Genomic DNA, 20,495 nt, shown 5'->3' on the forward strand with positions numbered 1-20,495 from the left:
TCATTCCTTCCGCGATCCGCGCTTCATCCCTTCCGGCGATTCTCCCGGAGGGTATAGCACGGTGTGATCCGGCCCCATCTCGGCACCGGGCGTCATCTTCGCAGGCTCGACATGCCCCGGCCCCAGAATGTGAAAAACCTGTTTGCCCCGCGCCAGCAGATAATCGGCGATGATGCGGCGATGGCATCGCCACCACACCGCTTCCGCGCACATGATGGCGCAGCGCCGCTCCGCGCCGAGATCGAAAAGCCGCGCGAAGCCCTGATGAAAGGCCTCGCCCAGCGCGTAGTCGGCATAATTGTGAAAGCTCTTGTTCTGCCAGAAACCATTGATCTGAGGATCGATACCCTTCTTGGCGCGCAGACCGCCAAGCTCGGCGATGTGCTCGTAGCCGATCTGGAAAGAGCCGAGGCTTTCCGGCAGCGTGTCGCGGTTATATTGCGGATTGGTGCGCGAGCGCGGAATGGTGCGCACATCCACCACCACTCCGATCCCGGACTCCTTCAGCAACTCGACAAACTCTTCGATCGTCCTGGTCGAATGTCCGATGGTGAAAAAGGGTTGTTCCATGGCTTGGCTGCTCGCCCGGCAACCGGCCGGGCTCATCGTTCCGTAGCTTGGTTATCCTCCCCGAGTACGGAAATGATCCAGAACAATTCTGGCCGAATCTTTTGCTGGCAGCCAGCAGCCATCCGGCAGAACCCGTAACCACAGCGCCTATCGAGGGCGGGCCCCATTGAGGAAGAGGGTCCAGGCTTTCTCGAAATAAGCATTCTGGGCACGCGTGGAGGCGTAAGTGGTGCGGCCGAGCATGGCCTCGATCGTCGGGCCGATAGCGATACAATTCAAAAGGTGTGCCGCCAGAAACAGAATGTCCCCACGCGCGAGTTCGCCCGTCTTTTGAGCCTCCCGCAGAAGACCCAGCAACCGGTCCATAATCGGATCGTCGGTTTTGTTGGCGACGGATTGCCCGATCACCAGCGCCTCGCTGAAAGCAATTCGCTTGAAGGCGATCAGCGTGGGATCGAGGTTGACGGTCAGAAGCCAGCGCGCCACGGCCCGCAGTTGCTCCATGACATCGCCTGTCTGTGCGGCCATGGTGGTCTGAAAATGCGCTTGAGTCCGCAGGCGCGCGTGCTCGACCACTCCTTCAAAGAGGGCGAGCTTCGAGGGAAAACGGCGGTAGACCGTATCCTTGCCGACACCGCAGGCGGCAACGACCTGCTCCACGGATGTCGCCGCGTAGCCCTGCCGCGCGAACAGCCGGGATGCGGTTTCGATAATATGCTGTGACTTCGTCTGGCTGTCGGATTTGTACGGACGGCCGCCTTTTCGAGTCATCGCAACGCCCTCGCCCGTGCGCTCACGGCTCCAATTCCCCGCCTGGTTTTTCGAGCAATTCCAATTTCAGATTTGCCATCTTTTGGCAATATTTATGGACAGGACGGTGCCGTCCCGTTATTGCCCCGATGAAACAGACATGGGGGACGATACATGGGACTCGATCACAAACCACTGTTGTGGGCGGCTGTGGCTGTGACTGTTGCCGCCGTGAGCGCTTCGGAAGTTCAGGCACAACAAGCTCCGGAGCAGAGCGGCGCGACGCTTCCCCCGGTGACGGTGCAGGCGCCCAAGCCGCAAGTGCGCCGCGCGGCCTCACGCCGCCGCGCCGCTAAACCAGTGACAGCTCCCGTCGTCCCAAGGCAGGCAGCCGCGCCGCGCGCGACCACCGCAGCGAGCAATACAACCGGCAGCTATCTCGACCAGCGCTCCATAGCGGCCACCAAAACCGACACACCTGTTCTGGAGACACCGCAATCGATCTCGACCATCACGCGCAGGCAGATCGACGACCAGAACGCCCAGACCGTCAGCAACGCGTTGCGCTATACCGCCGGCGTTCTCTCCGATGCCGACACGAACTCGCGATACGACAGCATCTTCATCCGCGGCTTCGGCTCATTCGGGACCACGACAAACTACGTCAGCTTCCTGGATGGACTGAAGCTGCCGCGCGGTCAGGCTTTCGCCAACACCGCCATGGACCCGTTCCTGCTCGATCGCATCGATGTCCTGAAGGGACCCTCCGCTGTTCTCTACGGACAGACGAGCCCCGGCGGTCTCGTCAATCAGGTCAGCCGGATGCCGAGCGCCGTTCCCTACAACGAGGTCCGGATTGAGGGCGGCACCTATGGCCGCATCCAGTCGGGCATCACCAGCCAGGGCGCGCTCGATAAGGACGGGCATTGGCTCTACAGCCTGAGTGCCATCGGCCGGTCGTCCGGCACACGCTATGATAATGTCGACGAAGAACGCTACGCCGTCGCGCCGGCCATCACCTGGGCGCCGGATACGGACACAAGGCTCACGATCCAGAGCTACTATCAGAAGGACCCGAAAGGCGGTTACTTCAACTCTCTCTACGCGAAGTCGCTCGCGCCGCCGCAATACCAGCCGTATCTGAATTCGAAGCTCAATGTCGGCGACCCGAACTTCGACAGCTTCAAGCGCGAGCAATACGGCATCGGCTATCAGTTCGACAAACGCCTGACCGATGTCGTCAGTCTGCGCTCGAGCCTGCGTTATTCGCATGTCGATATCGACTTCCAGTCGTTGCAGATGAATGCGCCGCTCACATCCACCGGGATGCTGCCGCGCTGGGCGATCCGTTCGCTGGAGAACGTCAACGGATTGTCGGCGGACAACCGCTTGCAGTTCGATGTTGCCACCGGCGCATTGCAGCATAAGATTCTGACCGGCGTCGACTTCCAGCAGTCGCGCAGCAACTGGATTTACCAGCTCGGCGGCGCGACCCCGCTCGATGTCGTCAACCCGGTTTACAATCAGCCTGCCGGACCGCTCGCTTCCCTCATCAACAATGGTCAGGACCTGTCACAGACCGGACTGTACGCGCAGGATCAGATCAGCCTCGGCAAATGGCGCGCGACGCTGGGTCTGCGCCATGATTGGGCCGACCAGACCACCGAAAGCCGACTCGCGAATTCGACGTCCAGCCAGTCGGCCGACAAGACCACCTACCGGGCGGGACTGCTGTATCTGTTCGACAACGGAGTCGCGCCTTACGCCAGCTATTCGACATCGTTCGAGCCCGTGGTCGGAGTTGGCTCGACCGGACTGCCGTTCATACCGACGACGGCTGAACAATACGAAGCCGGCATCAAATATCAGCCGACATTCCTGCCAATTTTGCTCACCGCATCGGTGTTCGACATCCGGCAGCAGAATGTGCTGACGCCGTCAGCGGTGCCTAACTTCAATGTGCAACAGGGCGAGATCCGCTCCAAGGGCACGGAATTCGAGGCGCGAGGCAATGTCACCGAGAGTCTGGAACTGATCGGCGCATTGACCTTCCTCGATACCCGGGTCACGAAGTCGACCGATGCGCTCGTCATCGGCAACCGCCCGCAGGCGGTGCCCGACTTCTTCGGATCGGTCTGGGCGAACTACACGTTCAAGTCCGGCCCGATCAACGGCCTGACGCTCGGGGGCGGCATCCGCCACGTCGGCGCGAGCTTCGGCGACGACGCCAACACGCTTCGTACCCCTGCCTACACGGTGCTCGATGCCGCGCTCAAATATGAGCTTGGAAATTTCGCGGCCAGCTTCAAGGGCGCGATGCTGACGCTCAACGTCAACAATCTGCTCGACAAGGAATATTATTCGAGCTGTTCGTCCGGTTACTACTGCCAGTTCGCCAATCGCCGCACGGTCCTGGCGGGGTTGCGATACCGCTGGTGACACAGGGCGGCTGACGCGCTGCCCCTCGGCCGACCGTTTTGCCTTGATTGGTTTCGAAAAAATCAATCAAGGCAAAAAACACAAGAAGTCGCATCATGAAATCGGCCTCTGATATTGAGGCGAAAACATAGACTTCTCATCATATTGATGGCTTTAGGCGGTCTGGCGGAGAGAGCGTCCTGTATGGGACGGTTTTACTAGCCCGGCTTAGGTCGCTCGTTTGGATAAATGCCGATTTTTCAGAGATTACAGTTCGACCCAGTTCGACCGATTTTGCCGAAAATCGCCTCAAGGCACGGCGCGTGTATGGGTAGAAGTATGGGACAAAAGGTTGGGCGGAGGCCCCTTATTTATCGGACGCTGGCAACAAATGATCATCCTTCACCTCGCCGTCGAATGAGGCATTGCGCCGCCTATTTCGGGAGCGGCGCAACCGCGGCTGCCTGCTCGAACTCCGCCATGGAGCGCGCAGGAGGTTGACCATAAACGTCCATCAAAGCATTCCAGAAACGGAACAGAAGAGACCGCCGTTCGTCCGGCGACCACGTCTCGAATTCGTCGTCAACATTTACGCTTGCGCTGACGGCTGGGAACCGTTCCCATTGATAGGCACCAGGCAATACCGTGTTGGTCAAATTTCCTGCCCCTAGCTTGACCCCGATCGGGCCTTTTCCGCCCATCGCCCGGATGGCAGCTACACCCTTGCGGAGAAACTCATCTAGTGGTGTGAACGGCAACGCAGATGCGAAACACGGGCCACCGCTATTTTCGGCAAAGCAGTTGCTGTTGACCGCCCAAAGCTCGCCGTTCGACTGGAACCATTGAGTCGCGTTCGTGACAATCATGTCGTTGCGTTCGCGGGTGATCAGTCCCCATACTGAAAGTGCGCCATCGCCATTGAGCCCCCAATCGCCGTCCCGCGAGCGGATGCTCAGCCCGACATCAGAAATACGCTGTTCAAGTTCGACACGGGCCGGCATCGACCATTCGTGGGGCGCAATGCGGGCAAATATCCGCGTCCCTTGTCTCAGTTGGATATTTCGGCGCGGCTCTCCCATCGCATTGTTGCGAAATTCAAGCGCCTTCTCCGCCGCCGGCCAGATCGCCGGATCGCTGCTGCTCGATGGCTGCCAAGAAATCGGTGGTGGGAGTGCCTTTACCGGAGCTTGCTCGGCCAGGATGGGCATGATGCAGCTCTTCAGTACCTCCGCGAAACGCTTCTGCTCAGCCTTAATCTCCTCCTTAGTCGCGCCATCCCTGAGGATGTAGACCTTCGCGCCGCTGCGATGACGCCAGTCGAAAGGAAGCGCAACGGGACCGGGATAATGCGCACCGTTCGCCACGAGAACGATGCGGCCCTGTGAAAGCGCATGCTCGGCGTAGCCAAGTTCGGACATGACGTTCGGGTTTTGAAGATACTTGGGATCGGAACGCTTTTCCGCTGGTGTGTCGGGCTGGAGAACTGAGGGATCGGTCGTGCCGACCGGGGTCATGTCGGCGACAAAGACATGCGCGCCAGCGATCTTTTCTAGGATCGTTTTCGTGATGTCCGGAGTTCCGGCGACGTTCTTGGTGTCATGGTCGACCTCTGGACGTTCTGCCTCCTCATAATCAGGGTCGATCGCGATGAGCTTGCAGGCGTCCTTTAGCGCATCGCGTACAAAGTAGTGATGCAATTTCGGATCACGATCGCTCTGCCAGGACCAAAATATCTTCATTGGCAAACGTCACTTGCCACTGCGCCGTGTAGGTTCACACATTTCTCCGCGATCATTCTGCCGGGCCGTTTGCGTTCAGACGCGCCTCCAGCGCGCCAATGCTGTCGAGAACCGCCGCAAACTCCGGCGGATTACCGAAGATCATGCCCTGCATGGCCTGGTAATCGACGCGTAGTCGTTCGATCATCGCATCGTGCGGGGCGAGAGCGAATGAGCCGAGCGCTGCGCTCGCAAGATCGAAATCGGGTCGATTGAAGAACATCCGCGCGTGCGCGACGCAATCCACACCGAGCATTGTATCAGCGACGGCGGCAGCGCCGACCTGTGTCGCAGCCAATTGGTGCAGGTCATAATAGTGACGCGACACGCGCTGGCCACCGCCTCGCAACTCGCCACGCTTATCGAACCAACGTCGCAGCCCATGCAGGATAACGACCTTGTCCCAGAAGGTACGTTCAGGATCGACCGTGCGAACAGCCGGTACAGTCAGATCGAGCGCGGGCAGATCATCGTCGACATAAGGTTTGATCGGTACGTCGCTGTTCGGATCGAGTGCGGATTTCGCGCCCGACTCGACCTTGATCGCCGCCCGCACATAGTCCGAGCGCGGCGTTGCCGTGGGATACCAGATCAACAGCGTCTGCCCATCGAGATCAGTGTCGTCTGCCTCTACCCGTGCCGCGCTGGCATCAAAGCCGGCGGCTTTAAGCCGACCTTGCAGTATTTGCGTCAACTCAGCGCGCAACGGGCCATTGATATAGATTTGGCAGGCGTCCTTGATCGCATCGAGTCGCGCTCGACGCTTCTTACCGCTTAGTGCTTCTAGCTCCTCAATAGTCGCTCCCTCGCCGATATCATCCCGAAACACTGTAACGTCGATGTCTTCGGAGAAGCGGTTGATCAGACCGAACCCCTTGGATAAAGAGGTGCCACCCTTGAAAAGGAGTCGGGGACCTCCCTCTTTCAACCCGTGAAACAGGGCGTCCAACGTCCAGCACACCCAGAAATCCTTCTCGATATTCTGCGATGCCGTACCGAGACGCTGCGCCGTCGTGTCGAAGGCGCTTAACATTGCGTCCGATCCGGCGGCGAGAACTTCATCAAAAGCTGGATTCATGCCTTCGTCGTCCAGGTTACACCGCGTTTGGAGGGTCGTATCTTTTGGGCGGAGAGTAGTCTCCGTTTGGGACAAACTGCAGCGGAGTGCTCAGCAGCAGCAGCGACATCATCATCGTCGGGAAGTCGACGATGAGCGTGAGTCTCCCCGTCGATGAGCGGCTTGAGAAACATCCACATCCATGTCGGAAGCGCCGTCATTCCCGCGCTGATGTCGGCTGTCAGTGGTGGCCCCGTCACCGGATCCTCGAAAAGCTTGGCAAGTTTGCGTTTAACCTGCTCACTCTCTCCCTCGCGAGCCAGAAGATCGCGCAACCAGTAAAGCGCTTGAACGACGCGCATCGCTGGTCGTCCGGCCCAGTACAGCTTGCTAGCGGCGGTTGGACGAAAGGTAATTATCACGTTTCCGAGCTTGATCGCGCGACGCCGCGCGTCGGTGTGCACCACGATCTTTGCCGGGACTGCATCAGTCAGACCAAGATCATTTGCCGCAGTCATGCCGTCGACAAGCATCCGGGTTTGGTCGCGGCGCCCGACGGCGTCGATGACCGAGCGCGGATCAGGCGGGTTAGGTTTCTCGGTGAGCTTGTTGAAGCCGGGCTGATCATAAAGCCCGCGATCGATTCGCCTGAGAGTTTCGGCCGTCGTCATCCGTTGCAATGCCTTATCAACGGCGTCCCGCGAGGCGAGGTCGACGAAATCACTGGGCGTCCAGACCTTGCGCGGCGTGTCCGCACGGATGCGCTCGAGCATAGTTGTTCTCAGATTAGGCGAGTTGGTTCCCATGTCCGAAAATTGTATACTTTTTTCGGACATAAGTCAAGGAATATGTCCGAAATAAATATACAAATTTCGGACGCATCGAACCTATAAGCCGCCTAAATATGCCTCCTTCCAAACCGAAAGATAGGTCTTCTCGTTCCCGCCACGATCATTGAAATGATCGTTTTTAGCCGATGTCTTTTTGATCTAATCGTTTGATAGAACACCGAAAATTACAAATATCTGCTGTATTTTGGCCGATTTGCTGGCCGATCTTCTGAGCAAATCCAAGTTCATCGAGATGCTGTCTCCCATCAAACTTTCGAACTCATGACGCTTCTGTCCAAAGAGATACCTGGCGTGACCCATGCCGATCAGCGTTGCATGGTAACGCTACGGCTGATTCTATGATGGCCGGTCGGGAGAGTTGGGGGGCAAGCGACGTGACGGAACTGAACTTCAAGGGCAAGGAATTCGTTTACAACCATCATCTGGCGGTGCCCTTTCGTCCCCTCGTGCCGCATCCAAAGAAAGGCATCGGGCCGGTCGCGTTCGACAGCAACCTGATCGTCCACGGCGATAATTTGTACGCCCTGAAGGCGCTTTTGCCGATGTATGCCGGAAAGGTGGACTGCGTTTTCATCGACCCGCCCTACAACACCGGAAACGAGGGCTGGGCTTACAATGACAACGTGAACGCCCCGATGATCAAGGAATGGCTCAACGCCAATCCGATCGGCATTGAGGACGGGCTGCGCCACGACAAGTGGTGCGCAATGATGTGGCCGCGACTGCGGCTACTGTACGAGATGCTTTCAGATTCCGGCAGCTTTTGGATCACACTTGATGACAACGAGGTTTATCGTGCGAAATTGATGCTGGATGAAATATTCGGCGAGGAAAATTTTATCACGAGTCTTGTTTGGGAAAAGACAACGAGTGCAAGAAACGATGCTCGTTTCTTTTCGATAGATCACGACCATATTCTTGTCTACGCTAAACGGATTGATCAGGTAATGATCAATCGAGTAGTGCGCACAGAGAGTTCGGATTCAGCGTACACTAATCCAGACAATGATTCTCGCGGTCCATGGCGAGAAGGCGATTACAAATGCGCTAAATCGGCCGATGAGCGCCCCAATCTTTTCTATCCTATCAAAAATCCCATTACCGGAGAGGAGGTTCTGCCTAGGCGCGAAAGAGTATGGGCCTATAGCAAATCGGAAAACGACCGGCACGTGCGAGAAGATCGGTTGTGGTGGGGAAAGACAGGAAACTATTCATTTCCCAAACTGAAGCGATTTCGGTCGGAAGCTCCAGCCGATCTTGTCGCGCGCACGCTATTACAAGCCAAAGAGGTTGGACAGACGCGAACAGCGCGAACGGAAATATTGGATATTTTCACTGATCAAGCTTTCGCCACACCGAAACCAACGAAATTGTTATCCCGATTACTTGACCTTGCGACTGACTCCAGCTCGCTGGTTCTGGATTCTTTTGCTGGCTCTGGAACAACCGCCCATGCTGTTCTTCAACTCAATAAGCGCGACGGCGGCAATCGACGTTTTGTCCTCGTGGAAATGGAGGACTACGCCGACAAGCTGACGGCGGAACGAGTTCGTCGCGTTATCAAGGGTTACAAGTTCAAGGGAACGCAAAAGACCGAGCTACTACGCGAAAATCTGAACTGGCGGACGCTAGAACGCTCCCAGGATCTGGTTCATCGGGTGCAGGGCATCGAGAACCTGGAAAGCGCAGACTTCGACCGCATCACCAAACAGATTAAGGACGGCGAACTGATCGTTACCGGTGAGAAGGCTGTTACCGAACGCGCCCAAGGCCTTGGCGGTGAATTTACCTATTGCACGTTGGGCGACCCCGTCGAACTGGACAAGGTCCTGAGCGGAGAATCGTTGCCGCCCTATGCCGCCATTGGAGCCGCGCTGTTCCACATGGCGACCAATCAGGCGCTCGATCCGAAGGCGATCCGTCAGAAGGATTTCTATCTCGGTGAAACCGCAGGTCAGCATGTCTGGCTGATCTACAAGCCTGACCTCGATTGGCTGAAAACTCCGAACGCCGCACTGACGCTGACTCGCGCCAAGGCGTTCGCCGAGGCAAAGCCTGGCAAGCGGCATCTGGTCTTTGCGCCAGCACGGTTCGTCAGCCAGAAGATGCTGACCGAGCAGAATATCCCCGTGGAATTCGTACCGCTACCGTTCGCCCTTTACCGTATCGAGCGGAGCTGACGGGATGTTCCGGGATCTTGAATATCAGAGCCGTGTGATCTCGACGCTCGACGCCTATCTCGATGTTTTGAAGGACAAGAAAAAGGAAGCTGACGAAGTCGCGGAGCTTGCCGCGACCAAACCCCATCTGAAGTTGCCTATCCCTGACTTTGCTAAGGAGACTTGGGATGCGCTGAAAGCGAGCGGCAAGTTGCCAGCCTCTCGCGCCAGCATTCCATTCTCGCCACGAACTGATGGTCGTGCGTGGCCAGTGCCGAACGTCGTCCTCAAGGTGCCGACGGGTGGCGGCAAGACCTGGCTTGCGGTTTCTGCGATGTCGCGTGTCATGGGGAAATATCTCAACCGTGACACTGGATTCGTATTGTGGATTGTACCGAACGAAGCAATCTACACTCAGACGTTGAAACATCTGAAGGACCGCCAGCATCCCTATCGGCAGGCGCTCGACCATGCCGCCGCTGGCTGTGTCCGGATCATGGAAAAGACGGATCGGCTCGACGCCCGTGACGTCGAAACCAATCTCTGCGTCATGCTCTTGATGCTGCAATCGGCGAACCGCGAGACGCAGGATTCCCTAAAGATGTTTCGAGATCGGGGCGACGTTCACGGCTTCTTCCCGCCAGAAGGCGAGCAACAGCTTCACCAGGCCACGCTTACCCAGACGCCGAACCTCGATGCCTACGTTGATATGTTCCCGATGGTGAAGGATTCGCTCGGCAATGCCTTGCGGATCATCCGGCCTATGGTGGTGCTCGACGAGGGCCACCGTGCGATTTCCGACCTCGCCTTCCGGACGCTCTACGGGTTCAATCCCTGCTTCGTGCTCGAACTGACGGCGACCCCGCTGGATGTGCAGCCGCGCGGTGGCAGGAACCCGCGTGATGCCCGTTATGCCAATGTGCTGGTCGAAATCACGGGACGGGACCTCGATCGCGAGGGCATGATCAAGATGCCGCTCAACCTAGATCCCCGACAGGGGACCGACTGGAAGGCAACGTTGAACGCGGCGTTGGATCGGCTGAAAAACCTCGACCGTGACGCGAAGAAACTGAAAGCCAATACCGGACGGTATATCCGCCCCATCATGCTTATTCAGGTGGAGCGCACGGGGAGCGACCAACGTTCAAGCAAGCACATCCACGCCGAGGATGTTAAGGACTGGCTTCTGACCGCCGGTTTCGATGCTGCCGAAGTCGCCATCAAGACGGCGGAACAGAACGACCTGAACCAGCCTGAAAATCAGGACCTCTTGTCTCCGACCAACCGCATCCGGGCGATCATCACAAAGCAGGCGTTGCAGGAAGGGTGGGACTGCCCGTTCGCCTATGTCCTGTGCGCGCTGGCCGCCAGTTCCAACCTCAATGCGATGACGCAGTTAATCGGTCGTATCCTCCGCCAACCTGGCGCGCTGAAAACAGGCGTCGGGGCGCTCGACGAATGCCACGTCATCACCCACCACGCCAAGACCGCCGATGTCGTCGATGCGATCAAGGACGGCCTCGAACAGGACGGCCTTGGCGACCTCGTGCTTCAAGTCTCCCAAGAGGATTCGAAAAAGTCGGGCAAGGGATCACAAAAGATCAAACGACGTCCGGCTTTTTCATCGCACCAGATCTATCTGCCCAAGGTTCTGTTGGTCGATGGCGAGGACGCCCGCGACCTTGACTACGAAACCGACGTGCTGTCTGCCATCGACTGGCGCGACTTCGATCCGAAGGACGTCGCCGCACGCATTCCGAAGAATGCGCAGGCGGCGGAAAGCCAGCTTCAGCGGATTCGTCTTGCTGACAACGGCGACGAGTTGTTGGTCGGCGAAACTGTCGCCGTAAATCCGGAGGTGCTGGCCTTCGATCCCGCTCATGCCGCCCGGATGATCTCCGATCTCGTGCCAAATCCGTTCGTCGGCCGCGAGATTGTCGGCCGCCTGCTGAACGCGCTGCGCAAGCGAGGTTTTGATGATACCAAGATCGGCACTGGCGCTAGTCTGATCGTCGAGGAGCTCCGGAAGGGATTGGATAAGGAACAAACCGCACGGGCGGAAGCCCTGTTCAAGGCGGATGTCGCGGAGGGACGTATCCAGTTTCGGCTGCGCCTCGATGGTCGTAACTGGCAAATGCCACTCGAAACCGAAACAAGTCAGCCAGAGGGCGCGCGCCAGCTTGTCGGCAAGGATGGCGGGCCGCTCCAGCGAAGTCTATTCTCCCCGATCTATGAAGACGACCTCAATGGCGAGGAGCGTGACGTCGCGGTCTATCTCGATGGCGACGCTGCACTCACTTGGTGGCATCGTAACGTCGCCCGGTCGGAATATGCGGTGCAGGGCTGGCGCAAAGCGAAAATCTATCCCGACTTTATCTTCGCAGTGAGCCGCAAGGACAGATCATCACGGATCACCGTTCTCGAAACCAAGGGCGATCAGCTCGACAACCTCGATACGGCCTATAAGCGCGAGGTTCTGAGATACTTGTCCAAAAACTTCAGTTGGGACAGCACTGTCCCGGCCGGCATGCTGGAGCTGGTCAAGAACTCCGGCGAGACGGTTGATATGATGCTGATCCTTATGAGCGAACAGAAAACGAAGCTGCCCGAGTATTTGAAGCCCTAGGTGCATGGGCTGGGTGTGGTTTGGCGGAAAGCGTCACTGAAAAGTCAGTTATGCTCGCGGCGCCAGAAAAACCCGTCAGTTCAACGCGCCTAAAGGCGCATTTATCAGCAGAACGCCACCCTTGCTGGCGAAGATCCTATTGCCGAGGGCGGCACCAATCCTGCCTGCAATAGCCACCGCAGCGTCATCATCATCTATCAGATTCCACGCAAGTTCGTAGAATTTGAACTGAATCCGCTTCCGTCTATATCGCCGGAATGCGGAGTTTGTCGGCGTGGTTCACTTCAAAAGGCTCTCGGACAAAAAGATTAGAAGCCAGCTTGAGCCTGGCCTCTATTCGGATGGTCTCGGCCTTTATCTTCGCGTCGGCACGGGCAATGCCAAAAGCTGGATTTATCGATATCGCGCCGGTGGGCGGTTGCGTGACATGGGGCTAGGGCCGCTTCACACGGTACCCCTCGTGGAAGCGAGGCGGCTTGCCGAGGAGCTTCGCGTTAAACGCCAAAATAAAACCGACCCGCTCGCTGAACGCCGGCAAGCCGCGGAGGCGGCTGCACCCGCGCCACCCAAAACCATCATCACTTTTGAGCAGTGTGCCAAGGAATACGTTGTTTCCCATGCTTCCGGCTGGAAAAATGCCAAGCATGCGGCGCAGTGGACGTCGACGTTAGAAACTTACGTCTATCCCGTCTTCAAGAAGACCTCAGTCGAGGATATCGACGTCCACTTGGTCATGAAGGTGCTCCAGCCGATCTGGAACAAGAAGACCGAAACAGCTTCCCGCGTCCGCGGACGTATCGAGCGCATTTTGGATTGAGCTCGCGTCAAAAACCTGCGGACGGGCGATAACCCAGCGCGGTGGCAGGGGCATCTTAGCTTTCTGCTCTCACCTCGTAACAAGGTGGCGAAAGTCGTCCACCACGCCGCGCTTCCCATTGATGAAACGCCGCCATTAATGGCTCGCTTACGCTCGGAAGATTCCGTCACGTCGCGCGCACTCGAGTTTTGCATTCTAACCGCAAGCCGAACGAGTGAAACCCTGGAAATGAAGTGGGACGAACTTGATTTCGAGAACCGGCTTTGGACCATTCCTGCGGAGCGCATGAAAGCGGCGCGTGAACATCGCGTTCCGTTATCGGCAAGAGCGCTCATTATTCTTTCTGAAATGGAGAAGCTCCGGTTCAGCGATTACGTGTTTCCTGGTCTGCGCCGGAATCGACCCCTCAGTAATTCCGCGCTCGGAATGGCGCTGGGGCGCCACGGCCAGCCTGATGTAACCGCACATGGCTTTAGGTCTACATTCCGGGATTGGGCGGCGGAGCGTACCGACTTCGCGAACGAGGTCGTCGAGATGGCCCTTGCTCACACAATCTCCAACAAGGTCGAGGCTGCCTACCGGCGTGGAGATCTATTTGAGAAGCGCCGCAATCTTGCGCAGGCCTGGGCTGATTTCTGCGAACCCACCACTCTCTAGCCATCACCGCCTGTCTGCGTAGCAGGCAGCCTTTCTATATCCACCACCGGCAAAGGCCGGCTCGCGTACAGGAGAACTATCCATGTCTAATTTGAACAATCGCGGTGCCATGTCCGTGAATGAGTTCGCTATTTGGGCCGCCATCGGCCGCACTACCGCCTGGAAGGAGATCAAGGAGGGACGCCTTCGTCCCGTCAAGGTTTGCGCTCGCACCATTGTTCCGATGGAGGAAGCCGAGCGTTGGCTTCGGTCATGCAGCACCGTTTTCAATACTTCAGATGGTTTCGCCCATGAGCCCACTCTCTAAGGAGCAACTCAATGACGAACTCAAATCGGAAGTATGAGCGGCTCTACCTCTCAACCGACACTGACGATGTTCGCGTGCAAATACATGCGATTGTCGACAAAGGCCATTACGTCGAACGCCCAAGCGAATATCAGCTTAAAATCGGCGCGGTAAATTATTATCCGCACACAGGAACGATCACTATTGATCGGAGCCGCCGTTACCCTCTTAAGGGAATCGACGCACTTCTCGAACTCCTCGAAAAGCAGCGCTCCAGATTCGTAACGCTATAGCTGTAGGGCCTTTTGAAACTTGCGCCTGTCTTGACAGGCGCTTATTTTTAAAAAGCCCCATCAAGTCGTACGTGGACTCATACTCACCTAACGGTCAGTCATCAGATAGTCCGTAACGCACTGGGAGAAGGGACCGGGCGGGCCCCTCTGGAGAAGAGGGGCCAAATTTTTTGCCCGGCTAGCGCAAAGAAAACCCGGGCTGCATGCCCTGCTCTAATGTTTTGACTAGTTGCTGCAGCTCCCAACCACCAAAGTCTTCATTGTAAGGCTGCTTCGTTTTGCCACTCCAAAACTTCGAGTGAAACCTCGCTTGAGCTTGCGCGGTTTTACCGATGCTATGTGAAGCCCCGCACAGTTTCATGGGCGGGATCGGAAGAGCAGTTCTCGCTCTGAATAGTCGAAAGACCTGCCTCAAGGGCTTCCAAGAATATTGGTCACTTTCGTCTCGTTCGCAGCAGCCATCTGTATCGTCGTGCTGTTTCGTCACGTAACGAAACCAACCCCACGTCCTCTGGACGCCTGCATCCATTGTCTTTGGATGGCGATAAATCAAACGAAACGCATCAACACGCACGTGCTGCCTGATCAAAACAGCAAGACTTTCTCTTGACCACTTTTCAAAGGCTTTGCGGTGCACCCCTTCGAGATTAATCAGGACATGTGAATGGAAACCGCGGCCCGGTGCATTTTCGTGGACATAGAGATAATGCATCTCCCATGAGATGCGCGAACGACCCCCCTGCCGTGCCCATTTCTGGGCCCGATGCAAGTACTGACACAACAGCCTCGCACCTCGATGCGGCTCGATTCCCATCAGCTCCCAGGCGATGACAAGATGCGTGTTCATCGGAGCCTGATAACGCCACAAAGCGAAAGCCAGAGCCTCGTAGAGCTTTCTAAACTCCCTCGTCGTCAACCCAGATGTTCGAGATGCAACCGGCGAGGGCTGTCTGAACGGATTTGCTTGTGGTTTGGCGAATGTGCCGCCTTCATTCAGGGACGGTGCATTCTTCGCAATCTCGTCAAAGTACGCTTCTAGTTCATCCATCGACATCTCAACGATGCCATTGCTGCTCATTTTGAGATTCGTATTCATGTTCTCAAACCCCGCCAGCACTTGTCATCCTTCTTCCAGGATGGATTAACAGGATGGTTTGGCCGACGCTGGCGCGGTGCTCCGTTACGAGATTTTTTATCCGGCGGGGGGCAATAAGGTGGCTAGTAGGCGACTATAGTAACCATCGCCCATCGCCGCGATATTGATCACCTTCCGCAGTTTCGGGTCGTTTGTAAGCCAGAGGCATCTTTCATGAATAGCGCGTGCGCGACTCTCCGCGTCAGGGAATGAATTGATAAGGTCGAGAAGCTCGTTCTTAGCCATTGAAGGCCCTTTCTTGATTTCAAAAATCGCCAGTCCGAAATCCGGGTCGTTGCGGCACACAACCACTTGAGTTACCTCAACAATTTTCCTTATTCATAGATCGGATATCCAAAACGCTCGAAAACGCTTCCAAAAACGTTTTTGGAAGTTGGTTTAAACCTTGTCCGCAGCGCCAACAGGTTCTCGGCGCACGTACGGATCGCCCTTCTTTGCGCCAGTACGCAGAGCGACGGGCCAGTTCAAGACGCGACGTGAGCCAGGCGAGCCCCACGTCTGTATGAGAGCCGTACTGAAATTCCACCAGTCAACATTCGAGATAGAACCGCTCTCTTCCAGCCGCTTCACCACCGGCCACGTCTTCATGTGCTGGTATAAAGAGAAGAGATTCCACGCTGCTCGCATAAACAGACGCGACCGATAGTCATCGAAAACAGAACCGGCCACACAATTCGCGAAGGGAAAGTCCAGGCCTCTATATGCATCCAGGAGCGCCTGTTCATCCGGCAACACAAAATGCAAGAGAGCGCTCTCAAATCCATCGTCCAGCACTTCATTGATAAGCTTGACGATGGTTTCATCCTTTGCTGGCTTCTTACGAGGCACAACATACAAAGGCATGTAGCCGAGCAGCACGACAACGCCATTCTCGCACAGCAGGCGCTTCGCTTCAGCTATCGCAGCTTCAAGTCCGAAAAAGTGGCCTTGCTCAATCACAACCAAGGAGAATGTTTCGTCCGGAAAAGGCGTTCGTGGCAATTCTGCCAAGCGATACTCAATGCCTGGACGGATGACGTGCTCGCGCAAAATCCGGGGATGCCCATTCGGATTACGCAAATGGTTGACCACTGCAGCTTCCCCGCCCAACACCCTGGCTTTCAATGCTTCAACAATCAGCGGATCGGAATGCAGCACGGCGATATCGTATTGATGGGCTTCTGCGAATTGCGCTGCAAAAGCTCCTCCTCCACCTGACATCAACAATGTCCGGCCTGCGACAGGCTTCATGCTGCGAATATGATCCACGAGCTCATAAGTAGCTTCTGGGCCTCCAAGCCGCGAAGCCAATTCCTGCTCGTGCTGGACCTCTGCCAACATCGGCACCGAGACCGGCCGAGCCGTCGCGGGTGCGGTTGCCACCCCCGTCAAATAGCGGAAGTTGGCCCAGCTGGTGGTTGCAGTTTGGGTAGATACGATCTTCGTCATAGGTGATGTCCTTCTGTTTATGATGCAGAGGACGTCACCGCAGTCGCTGCGTGATGGCTTGAGACGGACGGTACCGATCCCTGCCCTATAGATTCAGATGAGGGCCCGAGATTTTGCGGGCTTTCGCGACAAAACTTGAAGTGTTGCCAAAACAACACGATTTTTGCTCAAAAATGGTATTCAGGGAGAGGTTTGCCGCCGATCGCAAAGACCTGCTCAAGGGAGGCGAGCCCCACGAGCACACCATTCCGTCGGCCGTAAAGCCCTCCAAACAGGCTGATGGCAGGTCTTCCGGCAGATATTTGCCGCTAAGAGACAAGTCGAACAGGGCTTTTCAAACGGACCAAAGGCTCACTGCATCCCACGATATGGCCTGCCTCGCCGTAAGCAGACGCGCGAGAGCCGTTTCCATCTGGCACGCCGAAGCACGGCTTTCTTCGCATGGCAAAACTCGTCGCGCTCCTCTCCCGCATAGCCATGCACACGGCAGATGACGTGCGACCAACAGTGACGATTGATCAAGAAGTTGAGTTCACGAAGTCGGAAGATCAACGCAACAACTGACCCATCAAGCTGAATCTCCTCCACTCTCAGAGGAGATTCAGCTTGACCACATCCACCACGTCCAATGCCATTGCCTCCTTGCCGCGGTGCCCGCTCGTTTCCGACGCGATCGCCAAAGAAAACAACGTCTATTTCGAGATCGACACGCGGTTTCGCCGCGCTGCACGCTTGCTGCAAGCCTTGTGGTTGAAAGATCATTCGATCGAGACCGGCATTCATGTGCGCGGTGAAGGCGAAGACGCGGTTGTTATGCCGCTGGCGTCAAACCTCTCCAGCACCGCCGCCGCGTCCGGCAAAAACTTTCTCTCGTCAGCCATCCATGCATTCGTAAGGCAGCAGTTGATCCTGCGCGAAGATGGCGCCGCGATCGACGAGGAGCGCTTGTTCGGAAATGCACTGTCATCGATGCCGCTGACGTTCAATCTGTTCGCGCCGCTCGCGATGGATCTTGACCTCGCCACGCGTGTTCTGAAAACGCTTTTCCCGACCTTCGTCGAGAAGGTCGAGGGCTTCTTGTTCGAGCACTCCCCCGGCCGCCGTGAGGAGCGCTTTCTGAATGACGGCACCGCTTTCGACCTCGCCGTTCAGATTATCACGCCAGACGGTGAGCCAGGAACGATCTTCGTCGAAACGAAACTCTCCGAAGACATGATGGGACCAGCAGCGCGGTTGCGTGACCGCTATGATGAAGTGTCCCGTTCATCCCGGCTCTTTGTCAATCCGGACAGTCCGCAGCTTCGTACGCTCGCACTCGAACAGCTCTGGCGCGAAAACATGCTGGCGCAACTTTGCGTCGATCACGGCATTACGCAGCGCGCCGTCTTCGTCGGCATTGGTCCACACCTCAATCGACGTGTGATGGCTGCGTTTCGCGTCTTTCAGAACGAATTCATCCCGGAAGACGACCGTGACGACAATCGCGTCCCCTTCATTGGCCTCACCCTCGAAAGCGTCGTCGATGCCATCGGCACAGCTGGCGCAACCGAGCTGGCCCATAACCTCCGGGCGCGATACCTCGACTACGAGCGCATCTATCACTTGTGTCTGAGTTCGGCCGTCCCTGCCGAAATTGATTCTGCGCCTTCAAAATCAGTAACAGGTGACAAAACTGTCCGAAAGCAGCTTGTCCAATTCCTGGCAAAAGGCTCCCGCGCTTCCTCGCGGAGGGCCTGACATGGCGCAGCTCGGTCTCTTAACGCTCGGTGACCACGTCCAACTGCTCGTCAACGCGCTTAGCCCGGAACGCGACCATGCTCCGGTGTTCAAACTGTTCACACCAGACGCCAATACGACCTGGCTCATCAGCGAATGCGATCCGGATGATCCGGATCGCCTTTTCGGTCTCTGCGATCTCGGCCTCGGCTTTCCTGAACTTGGCTGGGTCAGCCTTAAGGAAATCGAGGGCGTTCGGGGCAAACTTGGGCTTCCTGTCGAACGCGATGTAAGCTTCGTCGGAGACAAACCTCTCTCCGCTTACGCTGCTGAAGCCCACCAACTCGGCCGCATTCAGGTTTAAGCGATGGCGACATTCCGCAATTATTACACCTGCTATCGATGCGACTATGAGTGGCAAGATGAATGGTCAGCTACTTGCGACGACGACTGCCCAGAGTGCGGTGCTCGGCATGTTTCGCCTCATGAGAGCGAAGATGTGACTATTCCGAATACGATATCTGATTTGCGCCACCACCGGAAGGATTCGGGTTGCGGCAGAACGGCTTCTCGCGTTCACGCACCATGCGTTTCGGCGAAGAGAATCACGGCCTTCAAAATAGCAGCCAAGAAGTCTGAACATAAGCGCAGACGGATGGTCGCGACAAAAATACCATTTTAAATCAAATACTTGTGGACACTCTTTCAACAGAGCTTGAGGGAGAGTTCCTGATTCGTCAAAGATACCGCCACGGCTATTCCGCCGGGGTCCGGCAAAATTGCGTTCCGTGAATGAAAACCAAGTACACAGCGATCGATTTGTTTTCCGGATGCGGTGGCCTCACGCTAGGATTGAAGCTCGCTGGCTTCAAAGTTCTTGCTGCCATCGAAAAAGATACCCTTGCGGTACAGACTTACAAGGCGAACCATGCCGATGTTGTCGTGTGTCACGACGATATCGTCGCCGTGAAAGCGGGGTCGCTTCGTAAACGTTTGAATCTTGCTGTTGGCGAGCTTGATCTCTTAGCGGGTTGTCCGCCTTGTCAGGGCTTCTCTGCCTTGCGCACGCGAAACGGCGCGACACAAAAGCGCGACAAAAGAAACGGCCTCATCACCGAGATGATGCGCTTTACGCGCGCATTCCGGCCGAAGACCGTCATGATGGAAAACGTGCCGGGGCTTGCGGAGCACTGGTCGTTTAAGAAGCTCTGCCGCGATCTTCGAAATCTCGGTTATCGAGTCGAATGGGACATCAAGGACGCCCGCTACTATGGCGTGCCCCAACGGCGAAAGCGGTTAATCCTGGTTGCCGGACACCGTTTCGATGTTCCGCTTGCCAAGGAAACGAACAACATAAAAACGGTTTGGGAAGCAATCGGCGGATTGAAGGCTCCCGGTCATAGCCGTGACAAGCTACAAAATCTGACGGAAAACCGGAGCGAGAAAGTTCTTAGCTTGATACGAGCAATTCCGAAAGATGGCGGTAGCCGGACCGATCTACCGAAATCGTGGCAACTTGCCTGTCATCAACGAACGGACGGCTTCAAAGATATATACGGGCGCATGGCATGGCACGAGCCAGCACCCACGATCACGGGCGGATGCTTCAATCCTTCCAAGGGACGGTTTCTTCATCCGGAGGCAAACCGCGCTATCACGCTGCGGGAGGCAGCCATCCTTCAATCATTTCCGCGCCGGTATCGCTTCCCTGCGGACAGAAGCAAGGAATCTATCGCACTAATGATCGGCAATGCGCTTCCGCCCACCTTCATTCGCCGCCACGCTAGTGAAATCGCCAAGAGTTTGGCTAATGCAAAGGCGAGATCTCGTCGAGCCGCCCGCTGACCTCTTCGGGATCGAAAATTCCAGCGAATAAGGCGATATGATTAAGGTAGAGGCAGATGACCGACGTTTTCTCTGCCCGTAAGCGCTC

General features: G+C 56.5%; 17 protein-coding genes. 10 read left to right on the top strand and 7 right to left on the bottom strand.

Annotated features, from left to right (window positions below):
- Entirely contained in the window at positions 1-570 is a 570-nt protein-coding gene (locus AFIC_RS15035; protein ID WP_275247020.1) for a DUF488 domain-containing protein, read from the bottom strand.
- A gap of 147 nt (positions 571-717) precedes the next feature.
- Positions 718-1,230: a TetR/AcrR family transcriptional regulator gene (locus AFIC_RS15040; RefSeq protein WP_420833341.1), complete on the bottom strand. Its 513-nt coding sequence runs from the start codon at positions 1,228-1,230 to the stop codon at positions 718-720.
- A gap of 264 nt (positions 1,231-1,494) precedes the next feature.
- On the opposite strand from AFIC_RS15040, the gene AFIC_RS15045 reads away from it, so the two are divergent.
- A complete protein-coding gene (locus AFIC_RS15045; RefSeq protein WP_275247022.1) occupies positions 1,495-3,759 on the top strand; it encodes a TonB-dependent siderophore receptor in 2,265 nt (754 codons plus the stop codon).
- Positions 3,760-4,172: 413 nt separating this feature from the next.
- Here the strand turns inward: AFIC_RS15045 and AFIC_RS15050 are convergent, their stop codons facing one another.
- The 3 genes from AFIC_RS15050 to AFIC_RS15060 are packed head-to-tail and all read right to left on the bottom strand — an operon-like array spanning position 4,173 to position 7,346.
- Positions 4,173-5,477 carry a hypothetical protein gene (locus tag AFIC_RS15050; protein ID WP_275247023.1) on the bottom strand — a complete coding sequence of 435 codons (1,305 nt, stop codon included), beginning with the start codon at positions 5,475-5,477 and terminating at the stop codon, positions 4,173-4,175.
- Between the two features lie 52 nt (positions 5,478-5,529).
- Complete coding sequence (locus AFIC_RS15055; protein ID WP_275247024.1) at positions 5,530-6,594, bottom strand: nucleotidyl transferase AbiEii/AbiGii toxin family protein; 1,065 nt, start codon at positions 6,592-6,594, stop codon at positions 5,530-5,532.
- Positions 6,591-7,346, bottom strand: a complete 756-nt coding sequence (locus AFIC_RS15060) for a DUF6088 family protein (protein ID WP_275247025.1) — start codon at positions 7,344-7,346, stop codon at positions 6,591-6,593. Before AFIC_RS15060 ends, AFIC_RS15055 begins: the two co-directional genes overlap by 4 nt.
- 452 nt (positions 7,347-7,798) lie before the next feature.
- Here AFIC_RS15060 and AFIC_RS15065 point away from each other — a divergent pair, with 452 nt between their 5' ends.
- From AFIC_RS15065 to AFIC_RS15085, 6 genes are all read left to right on the top strand, one after another.
- A complete protein-coding gene (locus tag AFIC_RS15065) occupies positions 7,799-9,604 on the top strand; it encodes a site-specific DNA-methyltransferase (protein ID WP_275247026.1) in 1,806 nt (601 codons plus the stop codon).
- A gap of 4 nt (positions 9,605-9,608) precedes the next feature.
- Positions 9,609-12,209 carry a DEAD/DEAH box helicase gene (locus tag AFIC_RS15070; protein WP_275247027.1) on the top strand — a complete coding sequence of 867 codons (2,601 nt, stop codon included), beginning with the start codon at positions 9,609-9,611 and terminating at the stop codon, positions 12,207-12,209.
- A gap of 274 nt (positions 12,210-12,483) precedes the next feature.
- Positions 12,484-13,026, top strand: a complete 543-nt coding sequence (locus tag AFIC_RS15820) for a tyrosine-type recombinase/integrase (RefSeq protein ID WP_338063140.1) — start codon at positions 12,484-12,486, stop codon at positions 13,024-13,026.
- A gap of 84 nt (positions 13,027-13,110) precedes the next feature.
- Positions 13,111-13,683 carry a tyrosine-type recombinase/integrase gene (locus AFIC_RS15825; protein WP_338063141.1) on the top strand — a complete coding sequence of 191 codons (573 nt, stop codon included), beginning with the start codon at positions 13,111-13,113 and terminating at the stop codon, positions 13,681-13,683.
- 82 nt (positions 13,684-13,765) lie between these two features.
- A complete protein-coding gene (locus AFIC_RS15080; RefSeq protein WP_275247028.1) occupies positions 13,766-13,990 on the top strand; it encodes a helix-turn-helix domain-containing protein in 225 nt (74 codons plus the stop codon).
- 11 nt (positions 13,991-14,001) lie between these two features.
- On the top strand, positions 14,002-14,262 hold the full coding sequence (locus AFIC_RS15085) for a hypothetical protein (RefSeq protein WP_275247029.1): 261 nt from the start codon (positions 14,002-14,004) through the stop codon (positions 14,260-14,262).
- Positions 14,263-14,440: 178 nt separating this feature from the next.
- On the opposite strand, the gene AFIC_RS15090 is transcribed toward AFIC_RS15085, so the two are convergent.
- A complete protein-coding gene (locus AFIC_RS15090) occupies positions 14,441-15,358 on the bottom strand; it encodes a hypothetical protein (protein WP_275247030.1) in 918 nt (305 codons plus the stop codon).
- A 438-nt stretch (positions 15,359-15,796) separates the two neighbouring features.
- On the bottom strand, positions 15,797-16,846 hold the full coding sequence (locus AFIC_RS15095; protein ID WP_275247031.1) for a methyltransferase domain-containing protein: 1,050 nt from the start codon (positions 16,844-16,846) through the stop codon (positions 15,797-15,799).
- A gap of 606 nt (positions 16,847-17,452) precedes the next feature.
- Between AFIC_RS15095 and AFIC_RS15100 the strand changes: the two genes are divergently transcribed.
- From AFIC_RS15100 to AFIC_RS15110, 3 genes are all read left to right on the top strand, one after another.
- Positions 17,453-18,583, top strand: a complete 1,131-nt coding sequence (locus tag AFIC_RS15100) for a PGN_0703 family putative restriction endonuclease (RefSeq protein WP_275247032.1) — start codon at positions 17,453-17,455, stop codon at positions 18,581-18,583.
- Between the two features lies 1 nt (position 18,584).
- Positions 18,585-18,926 carry a DUF2958 domain-containing protein gene (locus AFIC_RS15105; RefSeq protein ID WP_275247033.1) on the top strand — a complete coding sequence of 114 codons (342 nt, stop codon included), beginning with the start codon at positions 18,585-18,587 and terminating at the stop codon, positions 18,924-18,926.
- A 428-nt stretch (positions 18,927-19,354) separates the two neighbouring features.
- Positions 19,355-20,407: a DNA cytosine methyltransferase gene (locus tag AFIC_RS15110; protein WP_275247034.1), complete on the top strand. Its 1,053-nt coding sequence runs from the start codon at positions 19,355-19,357 to the stop codon at positions 20,405-20,407.
- The last annotated feature ends 88 nt before the right edge of the window (positions 20,408-20,495 follow it).

Source organism: [Pseudomonas] carboxydohydrogena, assembly GCF_029030725.1.
Lineage (GTDB): Bacteria > Pseudomonadota > Alphaproteobacteria > Rhizobiales > Xanthobacteraceae > Afipia > Afipia carboxydohydrogena.